This window comes from Chamaesiphon sp. VAR_48_metabat_403 (assembly GCF_031422475.1).
GTDB lineage: Bacteria > Cyanobacteriota > Cyanobacteriia > Cyanobacteriales > Chamaesiphonaceae > Chamaesiphon.
This window is the reverse complement of sequence record NZ_JANPLS010000188.1, coordinates 1-19,561: the sequence shown is the minus strand read 5'-3', so window position 1 is coordinate 19,561 and position 19,561 is coordinate 1. Positions and strand designations below refer to the sequence as shown.

The window sequence follows — 19,561 nt, the reverse complement described above, 5'->3', positions numbered from 1 at the left end:
AGCCCGATTTCCATCACCGGATTGATAACAATCACCTTACCGCCGTTATCGCGGATTTTAATTAATTCATTCATCAAGCGGGGATGATTGGAAGGCGAATTTGCTCCCGCCAATACCACACAATCAGCTTCCTTCAAGCTTTCTAGGCTGACAATCGAAGTTTTAGTACCAAACATCTCGCTCAATGCAGTCGTCGAGGGTGCATGACATAAATCCGAGCAATCCGCCAGATTATTAGAACCCAACGTTCGCATCATTAGTTGCAATACAAACGCCGCCTCATTCGAGCCGCGCCCCGAACTATAAGAAGCCACCCGTTCGGGATCTAGTTTAAATGCCGCAGTGGCGATCGCGTAAATCTCATCCCACGAAATCCGTTGAAAATGCGAACTTCCCGCCCGTAAAATTACTGGAAAACTCAATCGCCCCAATCGATCGGCTTCATAAGAAGTAAGCTGTTGTAATCTGGCGATCGGATTAGTATCGAAAAAATGCCCAGATACTGGCGGCTGAATTTCGGCGGTAATTGCCTCGACGCTTTTCATACAGCGTTGGAGCTTTTCGCCTTCTTCATTAGTAAAGCCCCCTTTTTGTCCCCCCGTTCCCCAAGAGCAAGACAAGCAGGCACTATGGTGCAGTAAAGTTTTCCAGATTTTTGCCCCATCTGGAGACAGCGTATGCTCTGCCCAATACTTAATTATGGGCAGCCCCCCACCAATTTCTGGAGTATCCTCGTTAGTTTCGTTAAACGGCGGTTGGGATGGTGGGGTAGTTTCCATACATTTTTACTACAAGGATCTCATTTTTAACCAAGATAACCCAAATTCCCGATCGATCGGGTCTATCGATTGGTAGATGCCTTTACTGGCGATATTTCTATCGAGTACCAGTCAAAACATTCTGTTCTGGTGCTAGTGTCTCTTCTAGTGTTGAAACAACTGATGGTACTGGTGCTATTGTGTCTTCTAGTGTTGAAACAACTGATGGTACTAGTGCTAGTGTGTCTTCTGGCATGGAGGGGATTGATGTTGCTGGTACTAGTGTCTCTTCTAGTGTTGAAACAACTGATGGTACTGGTGCTATTGTCTCCTCTAGTATGGAGGGGATTGATGTTGCTGGTACTAGCGTCTCCTCTAGTGTTGAAACAACTGATGATTCGCCTACTAGTATGCATTCTGGAATCGAGGCAATCGATTCTGCCATTGTTTCCACTGGAGTCGAGACAACCGATACCGATGGTTCGATTGTCTCCACTGGTACCGCCACAACCGAGGGTGCTGCTACCGCCTGTACTTGGGGAGTGACAGGAGTTGGGGGTGCGGTAGAAATTAGGTGGAAGCTATCTTTGTATTTCTGATAGATTGTCAAACCTGGTATTTCCTGACTAAATTCTGGCGGTAGATGATACTGTTTGGGATTATACTTCTGCCGGACATTGACGATCGAATTATATTGAACCTCCCATTTTTTGAGTAACAATAAAAACTCCTGAAATTTTTGGTACGATGTCTCATGCCGAGATTTCAACCCAATGTACTGGAGCATTTTGCTGTAAGTTTCCGGGCGGTTGAATTGTTCGTCGATGCCCACGATCGGGCCGAGTTTTTCAAACACATCATATTTGACCATGACTAACAGCATTAACCCATCGAGATTTAATAAATCTTCCGAATCTAATAAGTTAATAGTGTCAGAAATACTCCGTAAAGTTGAATAATCATCGAGTTGATACTTTTTAAATAATAGGATCAGCTTTATCCCTAATGCATGTTCGGCGATATTATTTATTTCTGTGGCATAAGCTTGTAATGCCAACTTTCCTTCCTCAGTTTTTAGCAGCGGCAATACTTCCTCTAGCTTTTCAGAAACCTGTGCTTGAAACACTAATGTCTCTAGATCTTGGGTTAATAATGAGTTGACAAATTTATATAATTTTTGTTGACTGCTACTACAGTATCGCGATTCGGTACTGTCGATTCGGGCGAAACTATTTTGAGTGGCGATCGCTACTTTAAGCATTTCGATCGTTTCATCTAAGTTGGCATATTCATCGATGGATCGATCGATATAGCTTTTAATCTTAAAAAATGTCATAAATTCGGTATTGCCGAATTTATCCGCATTGATATTTTGCGCCTCGTTGGTAATTTCAGCAAGTTTATCAAACGTCCGGTGATGTAAAAATTTATCGCTTTCTAATATGTCTGGCTTCTGAAATTTTTTACCGAAATCAGAGAAGAATTTATTTTGTCTGAGATTGGCAACTTTTTTAGAATTAAATAGTAAAGATAAAATCGGGAATACAGCAATCCCACCAATAATAACAACAATGGCAATTGTAGCAGGAGTCGATAAAACAAATGTATAGATACCAGCATTTACCGCTGTTGAGCCTGCTGGTACTGGCGGTTGACTGGTATTAGCTGGCTGGCTCGAATTAAGTGGATTAGCTTTTTGGATTTGCCGATTGGCATCCGCCGCTGTTGACTCGTTTGGTAAACTCTCTTGAGATTGCGATCTAGCTACTGTAGCGACGAGTAGATTCGATACCGATAATCCCAACCCCAGGCAAAGAGACTGTTTTGGTAAATACTTAGGCATGTTTCTGTTGATGACAAGATATCCTATACATAGGTTACCCAGTAGCACTTAGAAAACTACGATCTCTAAATAATCTGATAACAATTTTTTGGTTAAATTAGAGCTGAGAATTGTGATGTCGATCTCTCAACTATTTTTAAAAACTTTTTCAGATCTTGAGTCCATCGATGGAGATCGACAGTGACGAGTAAAGCGTGACCTGCATCGGGGAAAATACTCAACTGCTTGGCACCGCGTAGATTATTAAATATCTGCTCGATTTCTGCGCCTGTCGTCCATTTGTCGAGTTTACCATGCAATATTAGCGTCGGGCACTCGACTAGCTTGGCATCTTCCACTGGATTGTGTGCGAACCCATCAAAACCGTGCTGAATGCCACCCCAAAATACAGTAAGCTCTGCGAGTGGAAATGTCGGGATAAAGACTGCTCTAAATCGGCTCCTGAGTGCGTCTACCAGCCGCGCAAACGGTAGTTCGAGGATAATTCCATCGGGATGGACATTTTTATCTGCTACCGCCTTGAGAATCGCAGCAGTACCCATCGAGACTCCGTAGAGGATTAACGGACGTTGCAGGTGAGTCTTGCCTAGATGTTCTACACTTAGAGCGACATCTTCAGCTTCACGGATGCCGAGCGTGGTGGTATTACCGCTCGAACCGCCGACACCGCGAAAATCGACCAGTAGGGTATCATAGCCCCAGGAATGAAATACTCTTGCTGGTGCTAGCAGTTGTTTGGCTTTGCTACCGCCATTACCAGGGAATAGGATAATTGTACCCTTAGCCGTAGTCGATGGTGGGACGGGAATCGACCAAGCTTCTAGCCACTCGGTTTGACTAACACGAATGCATTGAGTCACATATTCTAGTCCGAGGGTAGTAGGTACTTTAGCACTGCTCGGTTGTGGTAATCCACAGCCTGAGCTGCCAGAAGTGGCAAAGTGCGTGAGTTTATAAGCACCCATATAAGCCAGAATATTCAGTAGACAGAAGCTAATTAGCAAGAGTACAACTAATTGCTGGCGAATTTTTTTACTAAATTTGAATTTTTTCAATAACCGCACTAATTATCACTACCTCCTAATGGATTAATTTCCATTATCGTTGGCGTAGCCTACCGGAGGTAATTGCCGTTCCCTGTTCTTGGAGGATTAATTCCCGACCTCGATAAACTTGCAGTAAATTATTATTGTCTATGTAGTAAGTATATTTACCATTACGGAACTCATAGCCAAGAAATCGATAACTATAGCTACTATTTATTGTTTTACCATTGAGTCGTATCGATTTGCCAGTTGTTGAGTTTTTGCCAACGTAGGTGACTCGACCGCAACTAACATTTCCTTCTTCGCAATGTCTGGTAATCTTAATTTGAAAATTGGCTGTCTCAATTGTTTCAGCACTAACATTACTAGCATGAGCGATGATGGTAAAGATCGGTAAAAAAATAAAAATAACTAGAGATTTCTTGACTAGCATTGGATTCTATCGATCGAATCGAGAGTAGATATCTATAGATACACATCTAGTACTAAGCGGCGTAAATTAGGTTACTATTTCACACTCCCCGCTCCCCGCCAAAATAGTAACTAGATTTACGCCGTAGACTAATAGGTTACTGATTCCGCAACCGATCGCTAGATTTTGGTTGTCTGAATAGATATTTATAATTAGCTCCATCTTTCGATCCAGTCGAGCATTATCTTGGGCAATTCTTGACGCTTGCGTGTATTTGGATCGATCGCAACATGCTTGGTAATCGCAGTTGCCGATTTTTGATTATCGCCAGTTAAAAGCTGATATTTTATTTCAAATCTACAACTATCGATCGACTGTGGCTTTAATTCGATCTTTACTAAATCTCCACAAAATAAAGGTCGAAAAAAATCCGCAGCTACATGAGTAATGGGGATGGCAAAGTCTGGATTGCTGACAAATAGTTGGAGATCGATATCTGATGCTATTAATGCTGCTTCATAAGCAATATGACAAATCGAAACAATATTAGCAAAATAAACAACTCCCGCTGCATCCGTATCTCGAAATTGAACTATATAATCATACTTAAAAGACATAATTTCCAATCTACCAATCCTATCCCCGCTCCCCCCTCCTCTACACCAACAGTAACGGTTGACATTGACTCAATGCGCGAGCTAATTGTTCGATTTTAACAGGCTTAGTGACATAGTCGTGCATTCCAGCAGCCAGACACTCCTGTTTATCGCCTTCGAGTGCATTTGCTGTCATCGCAATAATTGTCGGACAACGGTGTTCGGGGAATTCTGTCAAAATCCGGCGAGTTGCTTCCATTCCATCCATTTTGGGCATCTGTAGATCCATTAAAATCACATCGTATGCCCGATGGTGAAGGCGTTCGAGTACCTCTAAACCATTCATGACAATATCAGCCTGATAGCCAATGCGTTTGAGCATATGAATGGCAACTTTTTGGTTGACAATGTTATCTTCAGCTAGCAAAATTCTTAATGGCAATGTAGCGCGATCGAAATCATAGCTGGATGTTTGTAGTTTGGGAATAATGATGATATTTGGCTCTAGTGACTGAGATAAAGATCGAGCGACATCTTTATCCAAGATCTGATTCAATACGGCTTGGAGTTGAAACTGGCGGATTGGTTTATTTAAAGTTGCGGCAAAATCAACTTTAGCAGCTTCTATTTCGGCTCGACTGATACTCAAAGAACTGAGCATGACTAATGGCAAATTCTGGTATTCTGGAAACTCACGGATTTTTTGAGCCAGTAGCAAACCATCCATTTCGGGCATCTGCATATCCAAAATTGCCAAATCGAAATGACCGCGTAAATTGAGTAATTTAAGAGCTTCAGATCCAGATTCAGTAGCGTGGGCGTGCATTCCCCAAGATTGAGCTTGCAGAGATAAAATTTGACGGTGAGTGGTATTATCTTCGACGATTAATAAGCGTTTTCCGGCTAACTGGGATGGCTGTTGTCGCTCTGGTTGACAGACTGGCGGCGATGGTGGTGCCGCCTTAGCCATAATTGTAAAATAGAAGCTCGATCCGCTACCATCGCCGCCACTCTCTACCCACATTTTACCATTCATTAATTCGGTCAAGCGGCGGCTGATAATTAAGCCTAAACCCGTACCTCCATAGTTGCGCGTAGTAGAAGAATCAACTTGACTGAAGGCTTTAAATAAGCGATCGATCTTATCTTGAGGAATGCCAATTCCGGTATCTTTGACGACAAAGCGGATTTCATAAGTAGAATCGTCCGCAGTAATAATTGGATCTTCATCTATTGCTGTAATTTTACGCGCTGTTACACCAACAATTACTTCTCCAGAATTAGTGAATTTTAGACCATTGCCCACCAAATTGACTAAAATCTGTCGAATCCGCTGGGCATCGCCGTACAACCAATTAGGAGTGTTTTTATAAATGAGATAGGCGAGTTCTAAGTTTTTTTCAGAGGCTTTAGGTGCGAGCAGATCGAGCGTTTCTTCGATGCAATCGCGAATGTCAAAAGGTTGGCAATCTAGTTCTAATTTCCCCGATTCAATTTTAGAAAAATCTAGAATATCATTAATTAGCGTCAGCAAGGCATCGCCACTATGGCGAATCGTATTGACAAATTCATATTGTTGGGATGTCAGTTCGGTATCTAGTAACAATCCCGTCATGCCAATTACCCCATTCATTGGCGTGCGAATTTCATGACTCATCGCCGCTAGAAAGGCACTTTTAGCTTTATTAGCCGATTCTGCGGCTTTTTTAGACTGTTCGAGCAGATAATTTCGGTCCTGAAGCTCTTCAGATTTTTGACGTAATGCTAAATTTGATGCTTCTAATTCGCGATGCAGATGCGATTGATTGAGTACGCGCTTGACTCGTTGCCGCAATACCGCCCAGTGAATGGGTTTGGTAATATAATCAGCAGCACCGACAGCATAGGCTCGATCGAGCGATGCACTATCATCTAAACCAGTGATCATCAATACCGGGGTCAGATCTCCGCCTGGTAGCTGCTGCAAACGTTTGCAGCATTCAAATCCATCCATTTCCGGCATCACTCCATCCATCAATACCAAGTCTGGTTGAATCTGTTGATAGATAATTAATGCTTCTTCACCATTGCGAGCAATCTCCACCTGATATCCATCTAGCTTGACTTTCTGACATAAAATCGATCTGACTAAATCATCGTCATCGACAATCAGAATCAGTGGGGGATGATGCGGTTTACTGATGGTCATGATAGATGTAAAGCTATTGACAATGATGGCAGATGTTTTAGGGAGTTCCGCGATCGTCAAAAGCTAGATCGGACGGATGTTTGAACCGGGGGAGTACAATCTCAATGTATCGATTAAATCGAATTATCGGCCAATCGATGGCATCTCTCTTATACTATTAATCCCGAAAATTGACTACAAACTCACATAGAAATCTCAGACATTGCCAATGACAAGTACGAACACTCAGGGGCAAATGCTAAATCTGGAGCCAGGAGCTACTCGACTCGCAAATATTTTCTAACTTATCGATCGAGACAAACTAACAACGGTTCTGTGCTACCATCGGCTTGTTGTCTGCGATCGATCGTGGATGGTCAATTCAGCCGCGATCCAGATTAGCTGCCATCACTAGTGGTACGATCTGAGTGCAAAGCATTAGCATTGCTCGGATTGTCACCTTAAATATCCGATCCTTCGATCCCTTGACTGTAACTTCATGCAATTGCGAGATTCCCTCCGCCGAACTAAGATTGTTGCTACTATCGGCCCGGCAACTAGTAGCCCTGAAGTCCTGAAACAATTGATTCAAGCTGGAGCGACAACTCTCAGGCTCAATTTTTCGCATGGTACTCACGACGACCATTTGGCAAATATTCGTCTGATTAGGCAAATATCGTTTGAACTCAATCAGCCCGTTGGCATTTTACAAGATTTACAAGGCCCCAAAATTCGATTGGGTAAATTTGCCGATGGTGCGATCGTGGTCAAAAATGGCGATCCGTTCGTGCTGACTAGTAAAATTATGCCAGGGACGCAAACTATTAGTTCGGTGACTTACGATACCCTCGCCGAAGAAGTACCAGTTGGTTCGACGATTTTGCTCGATGATGGCAAAGTCGAGATGGTTGTAACTGCGGTCGATCGCGACACCAGCGAGTTACACTGCGAAGTAGTAGTTGGCGGTACGCTCTCTAATAACAAGGGTGTCAACTTTCCCGGTGTATATCTATCAATTAAAGCTTTGACCGACAAAGATCGCGTAGATCTGATGTTTGGACTCGATCAAGGTGTAGACTGGGTAGCCCTGAGCTTCGTTCGCAATCCTGCCGATATTCTTGAAATTAAAGAATTAATTGCCAATGCGGGTAAAGAAGTCCCCGTAATCGCTAAAATCGAGAAGCATGAAGCGATCGAACAAATGGAAGAAATCCTCGCTCTTTGCGATGGCGTAATGGTAGCACGCGGCGATTTGGGCGTGGAAATGCCCGCCGAACAAGTCCCCAGAATTCAGAAACAACTAATTGCCACCGCCAATCGGATGGGGATTCCGATTATTACCGCTACCCAAATGCTCGATAGCATGGTGAATAACCCCCGTGGGACGCGCGCCGAAATTTCCGACGTTGCCAATGCGATTCTCGACGGTACCGACGCGGTAATGCTCTCCAATGAAACCGCAGTCGGTATTTATCCCATCGAAGCCGTTCAGACAATGGCGCGCATCGCCCTAGAAACCGAGAAAGAAAAACTCTCCAGACGCTGGGAAGATAACAAACGCTCGATTCCCAATGCCATCAGCGAAGCCGTCGGCAACATCGCCGAACAACTCGGAGCCGCTGCCATCATCCCCTTCACTAAAACCGGAGCCACAGCTCGCAGCGTTTCTAAATTCCGTCCATCCAAGCCGATTCTCGCCGTTACACCCCATGTAGATGTCGCGCGCAGACTACAGCTCGTTTGGGGCGTTCAACCCATGCTCCTGCTTGACTTATCGAACGTTAACGATAACTTCCAAGCTGCCATTAACATGGCGCGGACGAGCAACCTGTTGTGCGAAGGTGATTTAGTTGTCATTACATCCGGTACTCAAGGCGTAGCTGGTTCGACAGATCTGGTTAAAGTCGAAGTCGTCACCGCAATTTTGGGACAAGGTATCGGGATCGGACATGGTTTAGTCACGGGTGCGGCTCATATTGCCCGTACGCCCAAAGATGTCGCGCACTTTAATAAAGGCGATATCCTTATTGCCAAGACCACAAATGCAGAATATTTAGATGCGATCCGCAAAGCAAGTGCGATCGTTGTCGAAGATGAGGGTTTAACCTGTCATGCAGCGGTATTAGGCTTACGATTGGATATTCCCGTCATTGTGGGGGTTAAAGATGCCACAGGCGGTATTCGCGGGGGTACGGTGATTACCCTAGATATTCAACGCGGGGCGATTTATTCTGGGGCAATTAGCTTTAATTAACGTAAATTTAGCGAACGCCAGATATTACGAATGTTTGTGAACTGGTTCTCGCGATCGAACTAACCGATAAAAGTCAGTGCTAGGGCTAGCTTCAGGGATTGAGGACGGTTCGATCGTCACTAGCAACCGATCGCCAATGGCTGTATCCTAGATTGGGTATTTATATATGTTAGATTAACAATCGCTGCTTAATATATGTCTGCTAATATTACTAACTCCACCCAGACAATCCGCATCGCTTCGCGGAAAAGTCAACTAGCATTAGTCCAAACTCATTGGGTGCAAGCCGAATTACAAAAACATTTTCCCGATCGGACCTTTGAAGTCGAGATGATGAGTACCCAAGGCGATAAAATCTTAGATGTACCGCTGGCGAAAATTGGCGATAAAGGTTTATTTACTAAAGAACTCGAAGTCAAAATTCTCGATCGAACTGCCGATTTAGCAGTTCACTCGCTTAAAGACCTCCCCACCAATTTACCAGCAGGCTTAATGCTCGGTTGTATCACCGAACGCGAAAATCCCGCCGACGCGCTGGTTGTCAATGCCAAACACCAAGGTTTACAGCTCGAAACCCTCCCAGCAGGCGCGGTAATCGGGACATCTTCATTACGGCGGTTGGCGCAACTCCGTCACCATTTCCCCCATTTCGCCTTTAAAGATGTCCGGGGTAATGTCAATACTCGGTTGGCAAAGCTAGATGCGGGTGAATACGATGGGCTGATTCTGGCTGCTGCGGGTCTACAACGCTTAGATTTTGGCGATCGGATTCACCAGGTCATTCCGGCGAGTTTGTCGCTTCACGCGGTCGGACAGGGGGCACTAGGCATCGAATGTCGGACTGAAGATCCGGAAATACTTGCCATTCTTCAAACCTTACAGCATCAGCCGACGGCTTATCGTTGTTACGCAGAGCGGGCATTTTTACGGGAATTAGAAGGCGGGTGTCAAGTGCCGATCGGAGTTAATACTACCATCGATGGCGACAATCTCACTCTGGTGGGGATGGTATCTAGTCTCGACGGACAAAGGCTAGTGACAGATACAATTACTGGTTTGGCGACTAATGCCGAACAAATTGGTAAGGATCTCGCTCATCTCCTGCGGGGTAAAGGCGCGCAAGAGATTCTTAATGAAATTTTTGAATTAGTTCGCCGAGACGGATTGAAGAAAGTTTTAGACGAACAAACGAATAGTTAACAATCGCAAAATCAGGTAGGGGCAATGTCTTGTCGGTTTTTTTATTCGGAGGTTTCCTCCGAATAAAACCGCCGCTTCATGAATTGCCCCTACCTGATTTTGCGACATTAGTCCGCGTAGGCGGACTTTGCAACACTAGCCGCGACTTCAGTCGCAGGCAAGTAATAGGTAGCAAATTGGGTTAGCGTAGTTATTATTTGCGCTGAAATTTTTTGAGATTGGCTAGAGAACTCTGATAGCCGCTACTATCGCCCATAATTCTATATAACTCCACCGCAATCTTCAGGTCGGAAATCGCGCCCTTGCAATCACCCATCTGATGGCGGGCAAATGCCCGATTGTTATAGGCAATCGCTCTTTCTGGCTCGATGCGGAGTACCTGTGAATAGTCGAGATCCGCTCCTCGATAGTCTCTCATGTTAACCTTGGCATTGGCGCGATTGCTATATGCCAAAATGTTGTTAGGGTCGAGACGAATTACTTCGGTATAATCGGCGATTGCAGGTATGTTTTGTTGCAGTCTCGCATGTAAAATCCCACGTTGTAAATATGCGTCGATATCTTTGGGGTTTTGTTGTAGCGTCGCGCCGAGACTCGCAAGCGTCGGTTGTGCTGCTGGAGTTTGACTGGAATCGGGTGCTGCTAGAGCTAGTAATGGTGTCGATGTTAGGACGATCGTACTTAATAAGATACTCAGTTTAGATAAATGTTTAGTCATCGGCAATAATTAAGAGAACGGAGCTACGACATTCTACAAGACATTGTATGAGTTTTCCGGCATTAAACTTTACATGGGGTCGATCGGGTTGCCTGTTGCTGGGACAAAAGGCGGTATTATGCAACTGCGATCGATAGTAAAAATAGGAGTATCTATGTCTTGGAAACACGGATTGGTTGCTGCGACGGTCATTTTAAGCACTACGCTTTCGGCACCTGGCGTTAGAGCGCAAACAACTAATAAAGGGTTTTCTGAGTTTGTCTCTGGTGCGGGTACGGTAATATTTTTGGGTGGCGGTTCGTTATTGCCCTTATTGACTGATGGTGCTGATGGGGGACAACGTTCGTTGCGAGTAGTTGACGCATTAACTACCAGTGCGGCATTATGCTATGGACTCAAAGAAGTGGTAAAGTCCCCTCGCCCCGATAACGAACGGGAACTCGATAGTTTCCCTAGTTGTCATGCTACTACCGCCTTTGCTGTCGCACGCATTCAGAGCCATTATCATCCCGATTATGCCATCCTCTGGTACGGGGGAGCTGCTTTAATCGGTTATTCACGCATCGATCTCAATCGTCACCGTTTTACAGATGTCCTCATTGGTGCGGGGTTGGGCTACTTAGTCGGTGAAATCGAATTAGGGCAAAAACGCGGTTTGTTGCTATTTCCCCTCATTCGCCAAGATGCTCAAGGTAATAGCATTATTGGTTTGCAAGTTAAGGGTGAGTTTTAGGATATTCTTAACATTTGCAAGTAAATGTGGCAGATACTTCCAAAGCAGTCTAGAGTAAGAAATAGTTAGGTGGAGATCGTCGATCGGAGGTTGTGAATGAGTCAGCAGAATCCTTATGAGCAGCTAGGGGTGACAGAAGATGCCACCTTTGAAGAGATTCAAGCCGCGAAACAACATGTCATCGCGCAATTAGGCGGCGATCGACAGCTACAAGATAATGTAGAAGCAGCTTATGATGCGATTTTGATGGAACGGCTCAAACTTCGCCAACAGGGCAAAATTAAAGTGCCCGATGGAATTAGGTTTCCAGAAAAGTTGCCCGCTCCTGCCAAATTTACATCTCTGTCGGTGCCGAATTCGCCCAGTTGGTTGGGAGACACCTTCGAGCAGCCCGATCGATCGCAGATTTTAACGACATCTGGCGTGTATGCTGTGTTGGGTGGAGCTACTTTAGTACCGAGTGTTGCTAATGCCGCCTTACCCACCCTGGTTGCCTTTGGAGTAGGGTTTAGTTTGTATTTTGTCAATCAGAAGCAACATCGATTTAAGCGCGCTCTACTGGGCAGTTTGATGGCTCTGATTGTCGGTTCGGCGATCGCGGCAATATTGGTAAACTATTTACATTTACCCGTCGAGCAGATCGGTATCCAAGGTGAAGTTTTTGCTGGTTTGGTAGTGTTCGCACTGTTATGGATCGTGAGTAGTTTTACGAAGTAATTGTTGGGGCAGTTTCTGGATTGCCCTCGACTAAAACCTCAGGGGTTCAACCGATCGACTAAAGTAGCAACAGCCTTAATAATCCGTTCTGGTTCGTCGATCCACACAAAATGACTGCTGCGATCGGCTAAAATTTGCTGAGTATCGGTAGATAGTTTCATTAGAGCGAGATGAATGCGATCGCGGACTCGATCGGCAGTATGTAATGATAATAGTTTAATGCCAAATAACGGTCGTAGAAAAGTTTGAGATTTAATGCTAATTATAGGCAAGTCTCCTAAATTATCGGCGGTTCTTAATTGCCTACCGCTAGTATCTAAACTCCACATTTCTCTACCCATTGTCAGCCAATGTCGAGCTGAATAAAATGACCTTTTGACATATTGCCGATCGAGTTTAGAAAACTTTTTGAGTTCGGGTTTAATTAGCTCGAACACACCTAACTCACCTAAAATTCTAACGATACCCAAAGCGGCTCCGATCGCAACAAATCCAAAACTCAGCGTAAAAAATAGCTTCAGCACTCCCACGCTCAAAGGCAAAGCTAACATCGAATCTTCGTGCAACCCGTCGGTGAGAATCAGCCCTTGCACTTCGTCAGGGAATTGATGAGCGTACAAACGCAGACTATAACTACCAAACGAGTCGCCGACTAAAATATACGGCGGTGAAATTTGTGCGGTAACTAATAAATCATGTAATTCATTGACAATTTGTTGACTGGTACGCGGTGCCGGAGAATTCTCGCTCCAACCATAGCCAGATCGATCGTAAATACAAACCTTCGTTATTTTAGCCAGTTCTTCGATTAATAAATAGCCCTCAGCCCCACCCAAACTAGCATCGATAATTATGGTCGGGTTGCCAGTTCCTCGGAGATATAAATGGCGAACTTTACCATCGTTAGCAGTCACTAATTTACCAGGAGGAGCTAAATTTTGACGATCTCGATAACTGGCAAGTTGATGATAAATTGTTGTCGCAGTCAGGATTGCAAGCTCGATCGCTTGTAGGGGTGATAAGCTGTTAAACATAATATTGATAACTACGAAGCGAATATCGGTGGCAATATTAACTTACCCAAACCCGAACACCTAAACCTCAAACCTTACTTTAATTTATGTGGCAGTGGCAAACTGAATTGGGATTACCGTATTTAACCTGCGATTTACTCGCTGACTGGCAACATGGCTTTTTTACGCGCCAGTTTTCCCCGCGCGAACCCCAAGAGTTAACCCCATTTTTAGCGGCTACTGCCAGTACTCATCGGCTCAAACAGATCCACGGCAAAGTTGTCTTAACCCCCACAGAAATTACCAATGCTGCGGAAATAGAAGTCGAGACAGGTTACGCACTCGGCGATGGATTATTGACAGAGACAGCCACACAAGCTGTCTGGGTAGCTAGTGCCGACTGTAACCCAATTCTCATTGCCAATCGGCATACGGGAAATGTGGCAGCGGTACATGCTGGCTGGCGGGGTACCTCGCTCGGAATCGTGAAGGTAGCCGTAACCAGATTATTAGCTCATGGTGGCAGTTTAGACGATATTATTGTCGCGATCGGCCCCGCGATCGATGGTAAAGTTTACCAAGTAACCAAGCAGGTGGGATTAGAAGTGTGTACCTCGATTTGCCAGGGGCAAGGCTTTTCCGCAGGGAAAGGCTTCGCCAACGCCAACGCGCCAAAACCGCTCTCAGGCAATCTTGATGCCGATTTGACTAGTTTGTTAGGAATGTCGAATTCACCCCTGTTGCCGGACGAACAAGCGGGCAGAGTGAGGCTAGATGTGCGGCGAGTCAATCAGTTGCAACTTGAAGGATTGGGCGTGAATCTGGAGCAAATTTCGATCGCACCGCACTGTACTTTTCAAGAGCCAGAATATTTCTTCTCTTACCGACGTGAGAAACTCAAAAAAATTCAATGGTCGGGAATTGTTAGTAAATAGCCTGAGTTGCTAGTATTCTACGGCGTAAATCTAGTTACTATTTTGGAAAAGGGAGGAGCGGGGAATAGTAACTCTATTTCAGTCCCCCGTCCCCCATCTCCCCGTCTTAAAATCCCATCGCTGATGCTACCGCTTCCATGTTTGCGGCAATGCCTTGCTGGAATGGATTGATCTTATTTGCGATCGCAGTATCGGGATCTTTAAGTCCATTTCCGGTTAGCACGCAAACGACGGTGGCATTACTGGGTACGCGATCTTTGACTTTGAGTAAGCCTGCAACCGAAGCCGCACTGGCTGGTTCGCAGAAAATTCCTTCTTTACTACCCAGCCACCGATAAGCCGCGATAATTTCGGTATCAGTAACAGCGTTAAATTCGCCATGACTGTCATTTTTGACGGCGACGGCTTTTTCCCAGTTAACGGGATTGCCAATCCGGATGGCAGTGGCGAGGGTTTCGGGATCTTTGACGCGAATGCCACTGACTAATGGTGCGGAGCCTGCGGCTTGAAATCCCATCATTTTGGGGAGATGCCGACATTTACCATGCTGTTGGTATTGATTGAATCCCATCCAGTACGCCGTAATATTTCCACCATTACCGACGGGAATACACAACCAATCTGGCGCATCGCCGAGGGCATCTACTAGCTCGAATGCTGCGGTTTTTTGTCCTTCTAGTCGATAAGGATTGACAGAATTGACTAGGGTAACTGGATAACGATCTGCCATGAGCTGCACGATATCGAGTGCATCATCAAAGTTGCCCTTAACTGCGAGGACTTCTGCACCGTAAAGCAATGCTTGGGCTAGTTTTCCGAGTGCGACATAACCATCAGGAATTAAGACATAAGCGCGCATTCCCCCTCGAATGGCATAGGCAGCAGCAGCGGCAGAAGTATTGCCCGTACTGGCACAAATTACCGCCTTAGCACCTGCTTCTTTGGCTTTGGTAATCGCCATCGTCATGCCTCGGTCTTTGAAGCTGCCTGTCGGATTTAAACCATCATATTTAACGTATACTTTCACGCCCCGACCGATTTCTGCGGCGATCGTCGGTACGGGAATTAACGGCGTGTTACCCTCATTAAGAGTAACTACGGGAGTTGTCGCAGTCACGGGTAGATACGCTCGATAGTTTTCAATTAAACCCGGCCAACCACTGCTGGTAGTAATGCCGGAATTGACTGCACTTTGGGTATCTAAGCTCATGATGTGACTCTAACCTGGTTAAAAAATTATGGGCGACGCTTGGGGTTTGAAGATCGCAGACCCATGCTGATTCTACTATTGAAGCATAATTCCGAGCGTTCTAGGGACTCAGACCGGAACAATCGACGTGAGGGGAGTGGGGGACGAGGAGACGAGGGGACGGGGAGACTGGGGGACGAGGGGACCGGGGGACTGGGGGACGAGGGGACCGGGAGACTGGGAGACTGGGCGAAAGCAATCATTCCCTATTCCCTATTCCCTATCCCCTATTCCCTATTCCCTAAAAACCTTACCCACAACCAGCCTAAATAACTACCGACAAAATAGGCGGGAAAATCCGACCATAAAAAAGTGGTACCGAGGATTAACCTACCGGGGAGTGTGGCGCGGATGGCTTGGAGCCAGGGGGGTTGGTAAAGTTGGAGCAATTCGATCGCACAAGAAACGATACATACCCAAATTGCCGTCAGCCGCAGATTGGCTGGTGGATAGATAAATAATACCAATAACATCAACAGAATTTGGTAGGCAAGACTGCCACCAGCATCGTGGAAATATTCAGGTAAGATGTGACTAAACCGAATAGCATAACCTAATGGTACGATTGCTAGGATATTAACTAGAAAAACTAGCCGCTGTCGGTAAAATTTAATAGGCATTGCTGGACTACGGCTATCTCAAGTGATTTTTGCAACAACTAAACATGAAAAAAAGTCTCAAAGGCGATCGCACTTTATTACTGACCAGTATTTTACTATTTTTTATGCTAGCCGCAGGAATCATGAGTGGCGTACTGGGGTTCGTTTCTGGACATGAAGCTCTTAAAGGCGTAACTCAACCAGATATTCGTCCTAATAATAACAAAGGCGGCAACCAACAAAATATCAATACCAAAGGTTTGGAACTGATTAAAGAGCAAGAAGTAATTGCCAATGTTAAAAAGCAGATGGGTGTCGAAGAACCCAAATTAGATGCCAAACAGGCGAAAGATGCCAAGAAAAAAGCTGCTGAGTTCGATAAAGCGGTTAAAAACGATCCGAAAACTGGTCTTCCTGTTGGCAAACTGCCGATCGTCAGAGAAGATCAGGGAATTATGCTCAGAGTCAACTCGAAGGCTATAAAAGGCGATCGGATTACCCTCGAATTGTCACTTGCCAATAATGGCAGTCAACCCATCAATTTTGGGCAGGGCGCGATGACTCTCACCAACGATAAATCGCAACCGATTAATGCTACTACTAGCGGTCTACCAAGCAGTCTAGCGGCTAATGGTCGCGAAGTAAAAGTAACAATTTCTATTCCTAAAAATGCTCTCGATAAAGTGAAGAGTGTCTCGTTACAATTGACTGATGTAGATAAAAAACTCCAACTCGATGCCTCTGGCGTTCCGGTTGGGAAGTAGATTGGCTTTAGGTTTTAGGTTTTAGGTTTTAGGTTTTAGGTTTTAGGCTTTAGGTTTTAGGTTTTAGGTTTTAGGTTTTAGGTTTTAGGTTTTAGGTTTTAGGTTTTAGCGAAGATCTACCCACCCCACTGGGCGGGTGACCCGACCAGTAGCCCTACGGGCACCCCTCCTCGGAGGGGATTTTCCTTACTCCTTACTCCCTCCACTTCCCCATTCTTCAAAAAATCCCGACAATGAACGATCCTCATCCACTTTTAGGTAGTTCGGATATTGGGTGGCGACTGTTGCTAGTAGTGGGTTTGATTGCGATCGATGCCTTTTTTGTGATTGCCGAGTTTTCGATCTTGTCAGTCAGGCGATCGCGAATCGCTCAATTAGTAGCTGCTGGAGACGATCGTGCCAAACAAGTCCAAGATCTGCAACGGGGCATCGAGCGATTGCTCTCCACTACCCAAGTGGGTATTTCTCTGTCTAGTTTGGCTCTTGGCTGGATTGGCGAACGCGCAATCTCCCAAATCCTCGCCCAAAAGTTAGAGAATATCCCCCTGGCGCATTCTTTAGCGATTCCGGCTACTTTTTTCCTGTTGGCATATCTCCAAATTGTGTTTGGCGAATTGATTCCCAAATCGCTGGCGTTAATTTATGCCGAACAGATCGCGCGGGTTTTGGGTGCGCCGAGTCTCGCTATCGCGCGCATCTTTAGTCCGTTAATTTGGATCCTCGATCGATCTACTAAATTATGTCTGCGGTTAGTCGGAATTCGCGAGCGATACGATAGTCGCGATCGAGTCACATTCAAAGAGCTACAAGCCATTGTCGCGACAGATCGCGAATCGAGCGGGCTGGCGAACGCACAACGCCAAATGTTAGCTAAAGTGCTGGAATCTGCCGATACGATCGCTACAGATATCATGATTCCTAACACTCAGATCGTCACCGTACCGCAAACTGCTACCTGTCAAACTCTGCTGATTAAACTAGCTACTACAGGCTATTCTCGTTATCCCGTCATCGATCCAGATTCAGGTAGAATTATCGGTGTCGTCGCTTTTAAAGATTGCGTCACTTTACTCGCACAAGGCAAAGCCGCCGGGAAAATCCCGATCGCCCAATGGATCGAGCCTGTCGGCTCTGTGACCGAATCAACGCTGGTAAGTGCCATTCTCCACCGGATGCAGGAGTCTAACGCTCAGATGACGATCGTGGTAGATGAGTTTGGCAATACGGCTGGCTTGATTACCCGCCAGGATGCGATCGCCGAAACAATTGGCATGAAAGCAATTTCCGATCGACCCACGCAACTATGCCAGCAGCTTTCAGATGGGACATTTATCGTCCAAGCCCAGATCGATATCGCCGATCTCAACCAGTGTATCGAAAAGCTCGATCTCCCTTTATCAGAAGACTATCGCACCCTAGCCGGATTTTTGCTTAACAAATTGCAACAATTTCCGCGTCCTGGGGAATCCTTACATTATGGTGATTGGAGTTTGACGGTAGTTTCGGCGATCGGGCCGAGGATCGATCGCGTCCGCATTCGGCAAGTTTAGGCTCTAGGGTTTAGGCTTTCAACTCTCCACTACCAGGATCTACTCTGCCTAGTTCGGCAAAAGCGGCTAGTCGCAATCGACAAGAATCGCAGGTACCGCAAGGTACAGATGCTTCGGAGTAGCAAGACCAAGTTTGCTCCCATGGTACGCCGAAACGATCGCCAAGCTGGATAATTTCAGTTTTTTTAAGGTCGATTAACGGTGTGACGATTTCGATCGGATCGCCTTCTCTACCTTGCTTGGTACCCAGCCTAAATACCGATCGCATTGCCTCGATGTAATCTGGGCGACAATCTGGATAGCCAGAATAATCTAGAGCATTGACCCCAATGTATACTCGACTAGCGGCGATCGCTTCAGCATACGCGAGTGCAAAACTCAAAAAAATCGTATTGCGAGCGGGAACATAGGTAACGGGAATAGATTCTGACATTTCAGCAAGATCGCGATGTTGTGGCAGTGAAATTCCATTATCTGTCAGAGCCGAACCGCCCCATAAGCGGAGATCGAAGCTTACAACTTGATGGGCACTGCTACCTGCGGCGATGGCGATCGTTTTAGCAGCTTCGAGTTCGCGCCGATGTCGTTGTTGGTAATCAAAAGAAAGTGCGTAGCAATCGTAACCTTCACTTTTTGCCAAATACAACACCGTCGAGGAATCTAAACCACCTGAGAGGAGAATAACTGCTTTCACAACCGCTAAAAGATGAGGGATGAATTGGCTTCTATTTTAGCCGTTCTCGATCGTTATCAGCGATGTGGATAGACAAACACCGATCTGGATCAACTGGAAGAATATTAAAACTCTATCCACTGTCTTGAAAAGGTGCTCTACTTGGGCTTCACCTTCTCCTAACGGAGACGCTACGCGAATGGACGGGTTCCCCGTCAAAAAAGGTGAGACAAGACAGCACTGCCCCTACAGGTTGACTTTACTGCAAGGAACTCAAATAGGATTGCTATATCCACTCTAAATATCTAATTTGACACTAAGAAGTCCCTAAACC

Annotated in this window: 18 protein-coding genes; 7 read left to right on the top strand and 11 right to left on the bottom strand. The window is 45.5% G+C overall.

What is annotated here, in order from left to right:
* The 6 genes from RMO79_RS09065 to RMO79_RS09040 all read right to left on the bottom strand — a co-directional run.
* Positions 1–779, bottom strand: a 779-nt coding sequence (locus RMO79_RS09065) for a molybdopterin-dependent oxidoreductase (protein WP_310482791.1), incomplete at its 3' end; no start/stop codon positions are given.
* A 97-nt stretch (positions 780–876) separates the two neighbouring features.
* Positions 877–2,601, bottom strand: coding sequence for a hypothetical protein (locus tag RMO79_RS09060; RefSeq protein WP_310482790.1), 1,725 nt, complete (start codon positions 2,599–2,601; stop codon positions 877–879).
* Positions 2,602–2,693: 92 nt separating this feature from the next.
* The gene (locus tag RMO79_RS09055) at positions 2,694–3,665 is read right to left on the bottom strand and encodes an alpha/beta fold hydrolase (RefSeq protein ID WP_310482789.1); all 972 of its coding nucleotides are present in this window, start codon (positions 3,663–3,665) and stop codon (positions 2,694–2,696) included.
* A 34-nt stretch (positions 3,666–3,699) separates the two neighbouring features.
* Entirely contained in the window at positions 3,700–4,080 is a 381-nt protein-coding gene (locus RMO79_RS09050) for a hypothetical protein (protein WP_310482788.1), read from the bottom strand.
* A gap of 191 nt (positions 4,081–4,271) precedes the next feature.
* On the bottom strand, positions 4,272–4,676 hold the full coding sequence (locus RMO79_RS09045; protein ID WP_310482787.1) for a thioesterase family protein: 405 nt from the start codon (positions 4,674–4,676) through the stop codon (positions 4,272–4,274).
* A gap of 40 nt (positions 4,677–4,716) precedes the next feature.
* Positions 4,717–6,843, bottom strand: a complete 2,127-nt coding sequence (locus RMO79_RS09040) for a response regulator (protein WP_310482786.1) — start codon at positions 6,841–6,843, stop codon at positions 4,717–4,719.
* 478 nt (positions 6,844–7,321) lie between these two features.
* On the opposite strand from RMO79_RS09040, the gene pyk reads away from it, so the two are divergent.
* Positions 7,322–9,076 carry a pyruvate kinase gene (gene pyk, locus RMO79_RS09035; RefSeq protein WP_310482785.1) on the top strand — a complete coding sequence of 585 codons (1,755 nt, stop codon included), beginning with the start codon at positions 7,322–7,324 and terminating at the stop codon, positions 9,074–9,076.
* A gap of 195 nt (positions 9,077–9,271) precedes the next feature.
* A complete protein-coding gene (gene hemC / locus RMO79_RS09030) occupies positions 9,272–10,276 on the top strand; it encodes a hydroxymethylbilane synthase (RefSeq protein WP_310482784.1) in 1,005 nt (334 codons plus the stop codon).
* A gap of 193 nt (positions 10,277–10,469) precedes the next feature.
* Here hemC and RMO79_RS09025 read toward each other — a convergent pair whose 3' ends face one another.
* Complete coding sequence (locus tag RMO79_RS09025) at positions 10,470–10,994, bottom strand: hypothetical protein (RefSeq protein ID WP_310482783.1); 525 nt, start codon at positions 10,992–10,994, stop codon at positions 10,470–10,472.
* A gap of 154 nt (positions 10,995–11,148) precedes the next feature.
* Here RMO79_RS09025 and RMO79_RS09020 point away from each other — a divergent pair, with 154 nt between their 5' ends.
* On the top strand, positions 11,149–11,727 hold the full coding sequence (locus RMO79_RS09020) for a phosphatase PAP2 family protein (protein ID WP_310482782.1): 579 nt from the start codon (positions 11,149–11,151) through the stop codon (positions 11,725–11,727).
* Between the two features lie 96 nt (positions 11,728–11,823).
* A complete protein-coding gene (locus RMO79_RS09015) occupies positions 11,824–12,444 on the top strand; it encodes a CPP1-like family protein (RefSeq protein ID WP_310482781.1) in 621 nt (206 codons plus the stop codon).
* Between the two features lie 38 nt (positions 12,445–12,482).
* Here RMO79_RS09015 and RMO79_RS09010 read toward each other — a convergent pair whose 3' ends face one another.
* Positions 12,483–13,478, bottom strand: coding sequence for an alpha/beta hydrolase (locus tag RMO79_RS09010; RefSeq protein ID WP_310482780.1), 996 nt, complete (start codon positions 13,476–13,478; stop codon positions 12,483–12,485).
* Positions 13,479–13,564: 86 nt separating this feature from the next.
* On the opposite strand from RMO79_RS09010, the gene pgeF reads away from it, so the two are divergent.
* Positions 13,565–14,392 (top strand): peptidoglycan editing factor PgeF, encoded by an 828-nt coding sequence (gene pgeF, locus RMO79_RS09005; protein WP_310482779.1) that lies wholly within the window; start codon positions 13,565–13,567, stop codon positions 14,390–14,392.
* Between the two features lie 106 nt (positions 14,393–14,498).
* Here pgeF and thrC read toward each other — a convergent pair whose 3' ends face one another.
* On the bottom strand, positions 14,499–15,602 hold the full coding sequence (thrC, locus tag RMO79_RS09000) for a threonine synthase (RefSeq protein WP_310482778.1): 1,104 nt from the start codon (positions 15,600–15,602) through the stop codon (positions 14,499–14,501).
* A 266-nt stretch (positions 15,603–15,868) separates the two neighbouring features.
* Positions 15,869–16,261, bottom strand: coding sequence for a DUF2809 domain-containing protein (locus RMO79_RS08995; RefSeq protein ID WP_310482777.1), 393 nt, complete (start codon positions 16,259–16,261; stop codon positions 15,869–15,871).
* Between the two features lie 44 nt (positions 16,262–16,305).
* On the opposite strand from RMO79_RS08995, the gene RMO79_RS08990 reads away from it, so the two are divergent.
* Both RMO79_RS08990 and RMO79_RS08985 read left to right on the top strand, forming a co-directional pair.
* On the top strand, positions 16,306–17,004 hold the full coding sequence (locus RMO79_RS08990) for a hypothetical protein (RefSeq protein WP_310482776.1): 699 nt from the start codon (positions 16,306–16,308) through the stop codon (positions 17,002–17,004).
* Positions 17,005–17,237: 233 nt separating this feature from the next.
* Positions 17,238–18,554: a hemolysin family protein gene (locus tag RMO79_RS08985; RefSeq protein WP_310482775.1), complete on the top strand. Its 1,317-nt coding sequence runs from the start codon at positions 17,238–17,240 to the stop codon at positions 18,552–18,554.
* A gap of 10 nt (positions 18,555–18,564) precedes the next feature.
* Here the strand turns inward: RMO79_RS08985 and queC are convergent, their stop codons facing one another.
* Positions 18,565–19,269: a 7-cyano-7-deazaguanine synthase QueC gene (queC, locus tag RMO79_RS08980; protein ID WP_310482792.1), complete on the bottom strand. Its 705-nt coding sequence runs from the start codon at positions 19,267–19,269 to the stop codon at positions 18,565–18,567.
* Between the last annotated feature and the right edge of the window lie 292 nt (positions 19,270–19,561).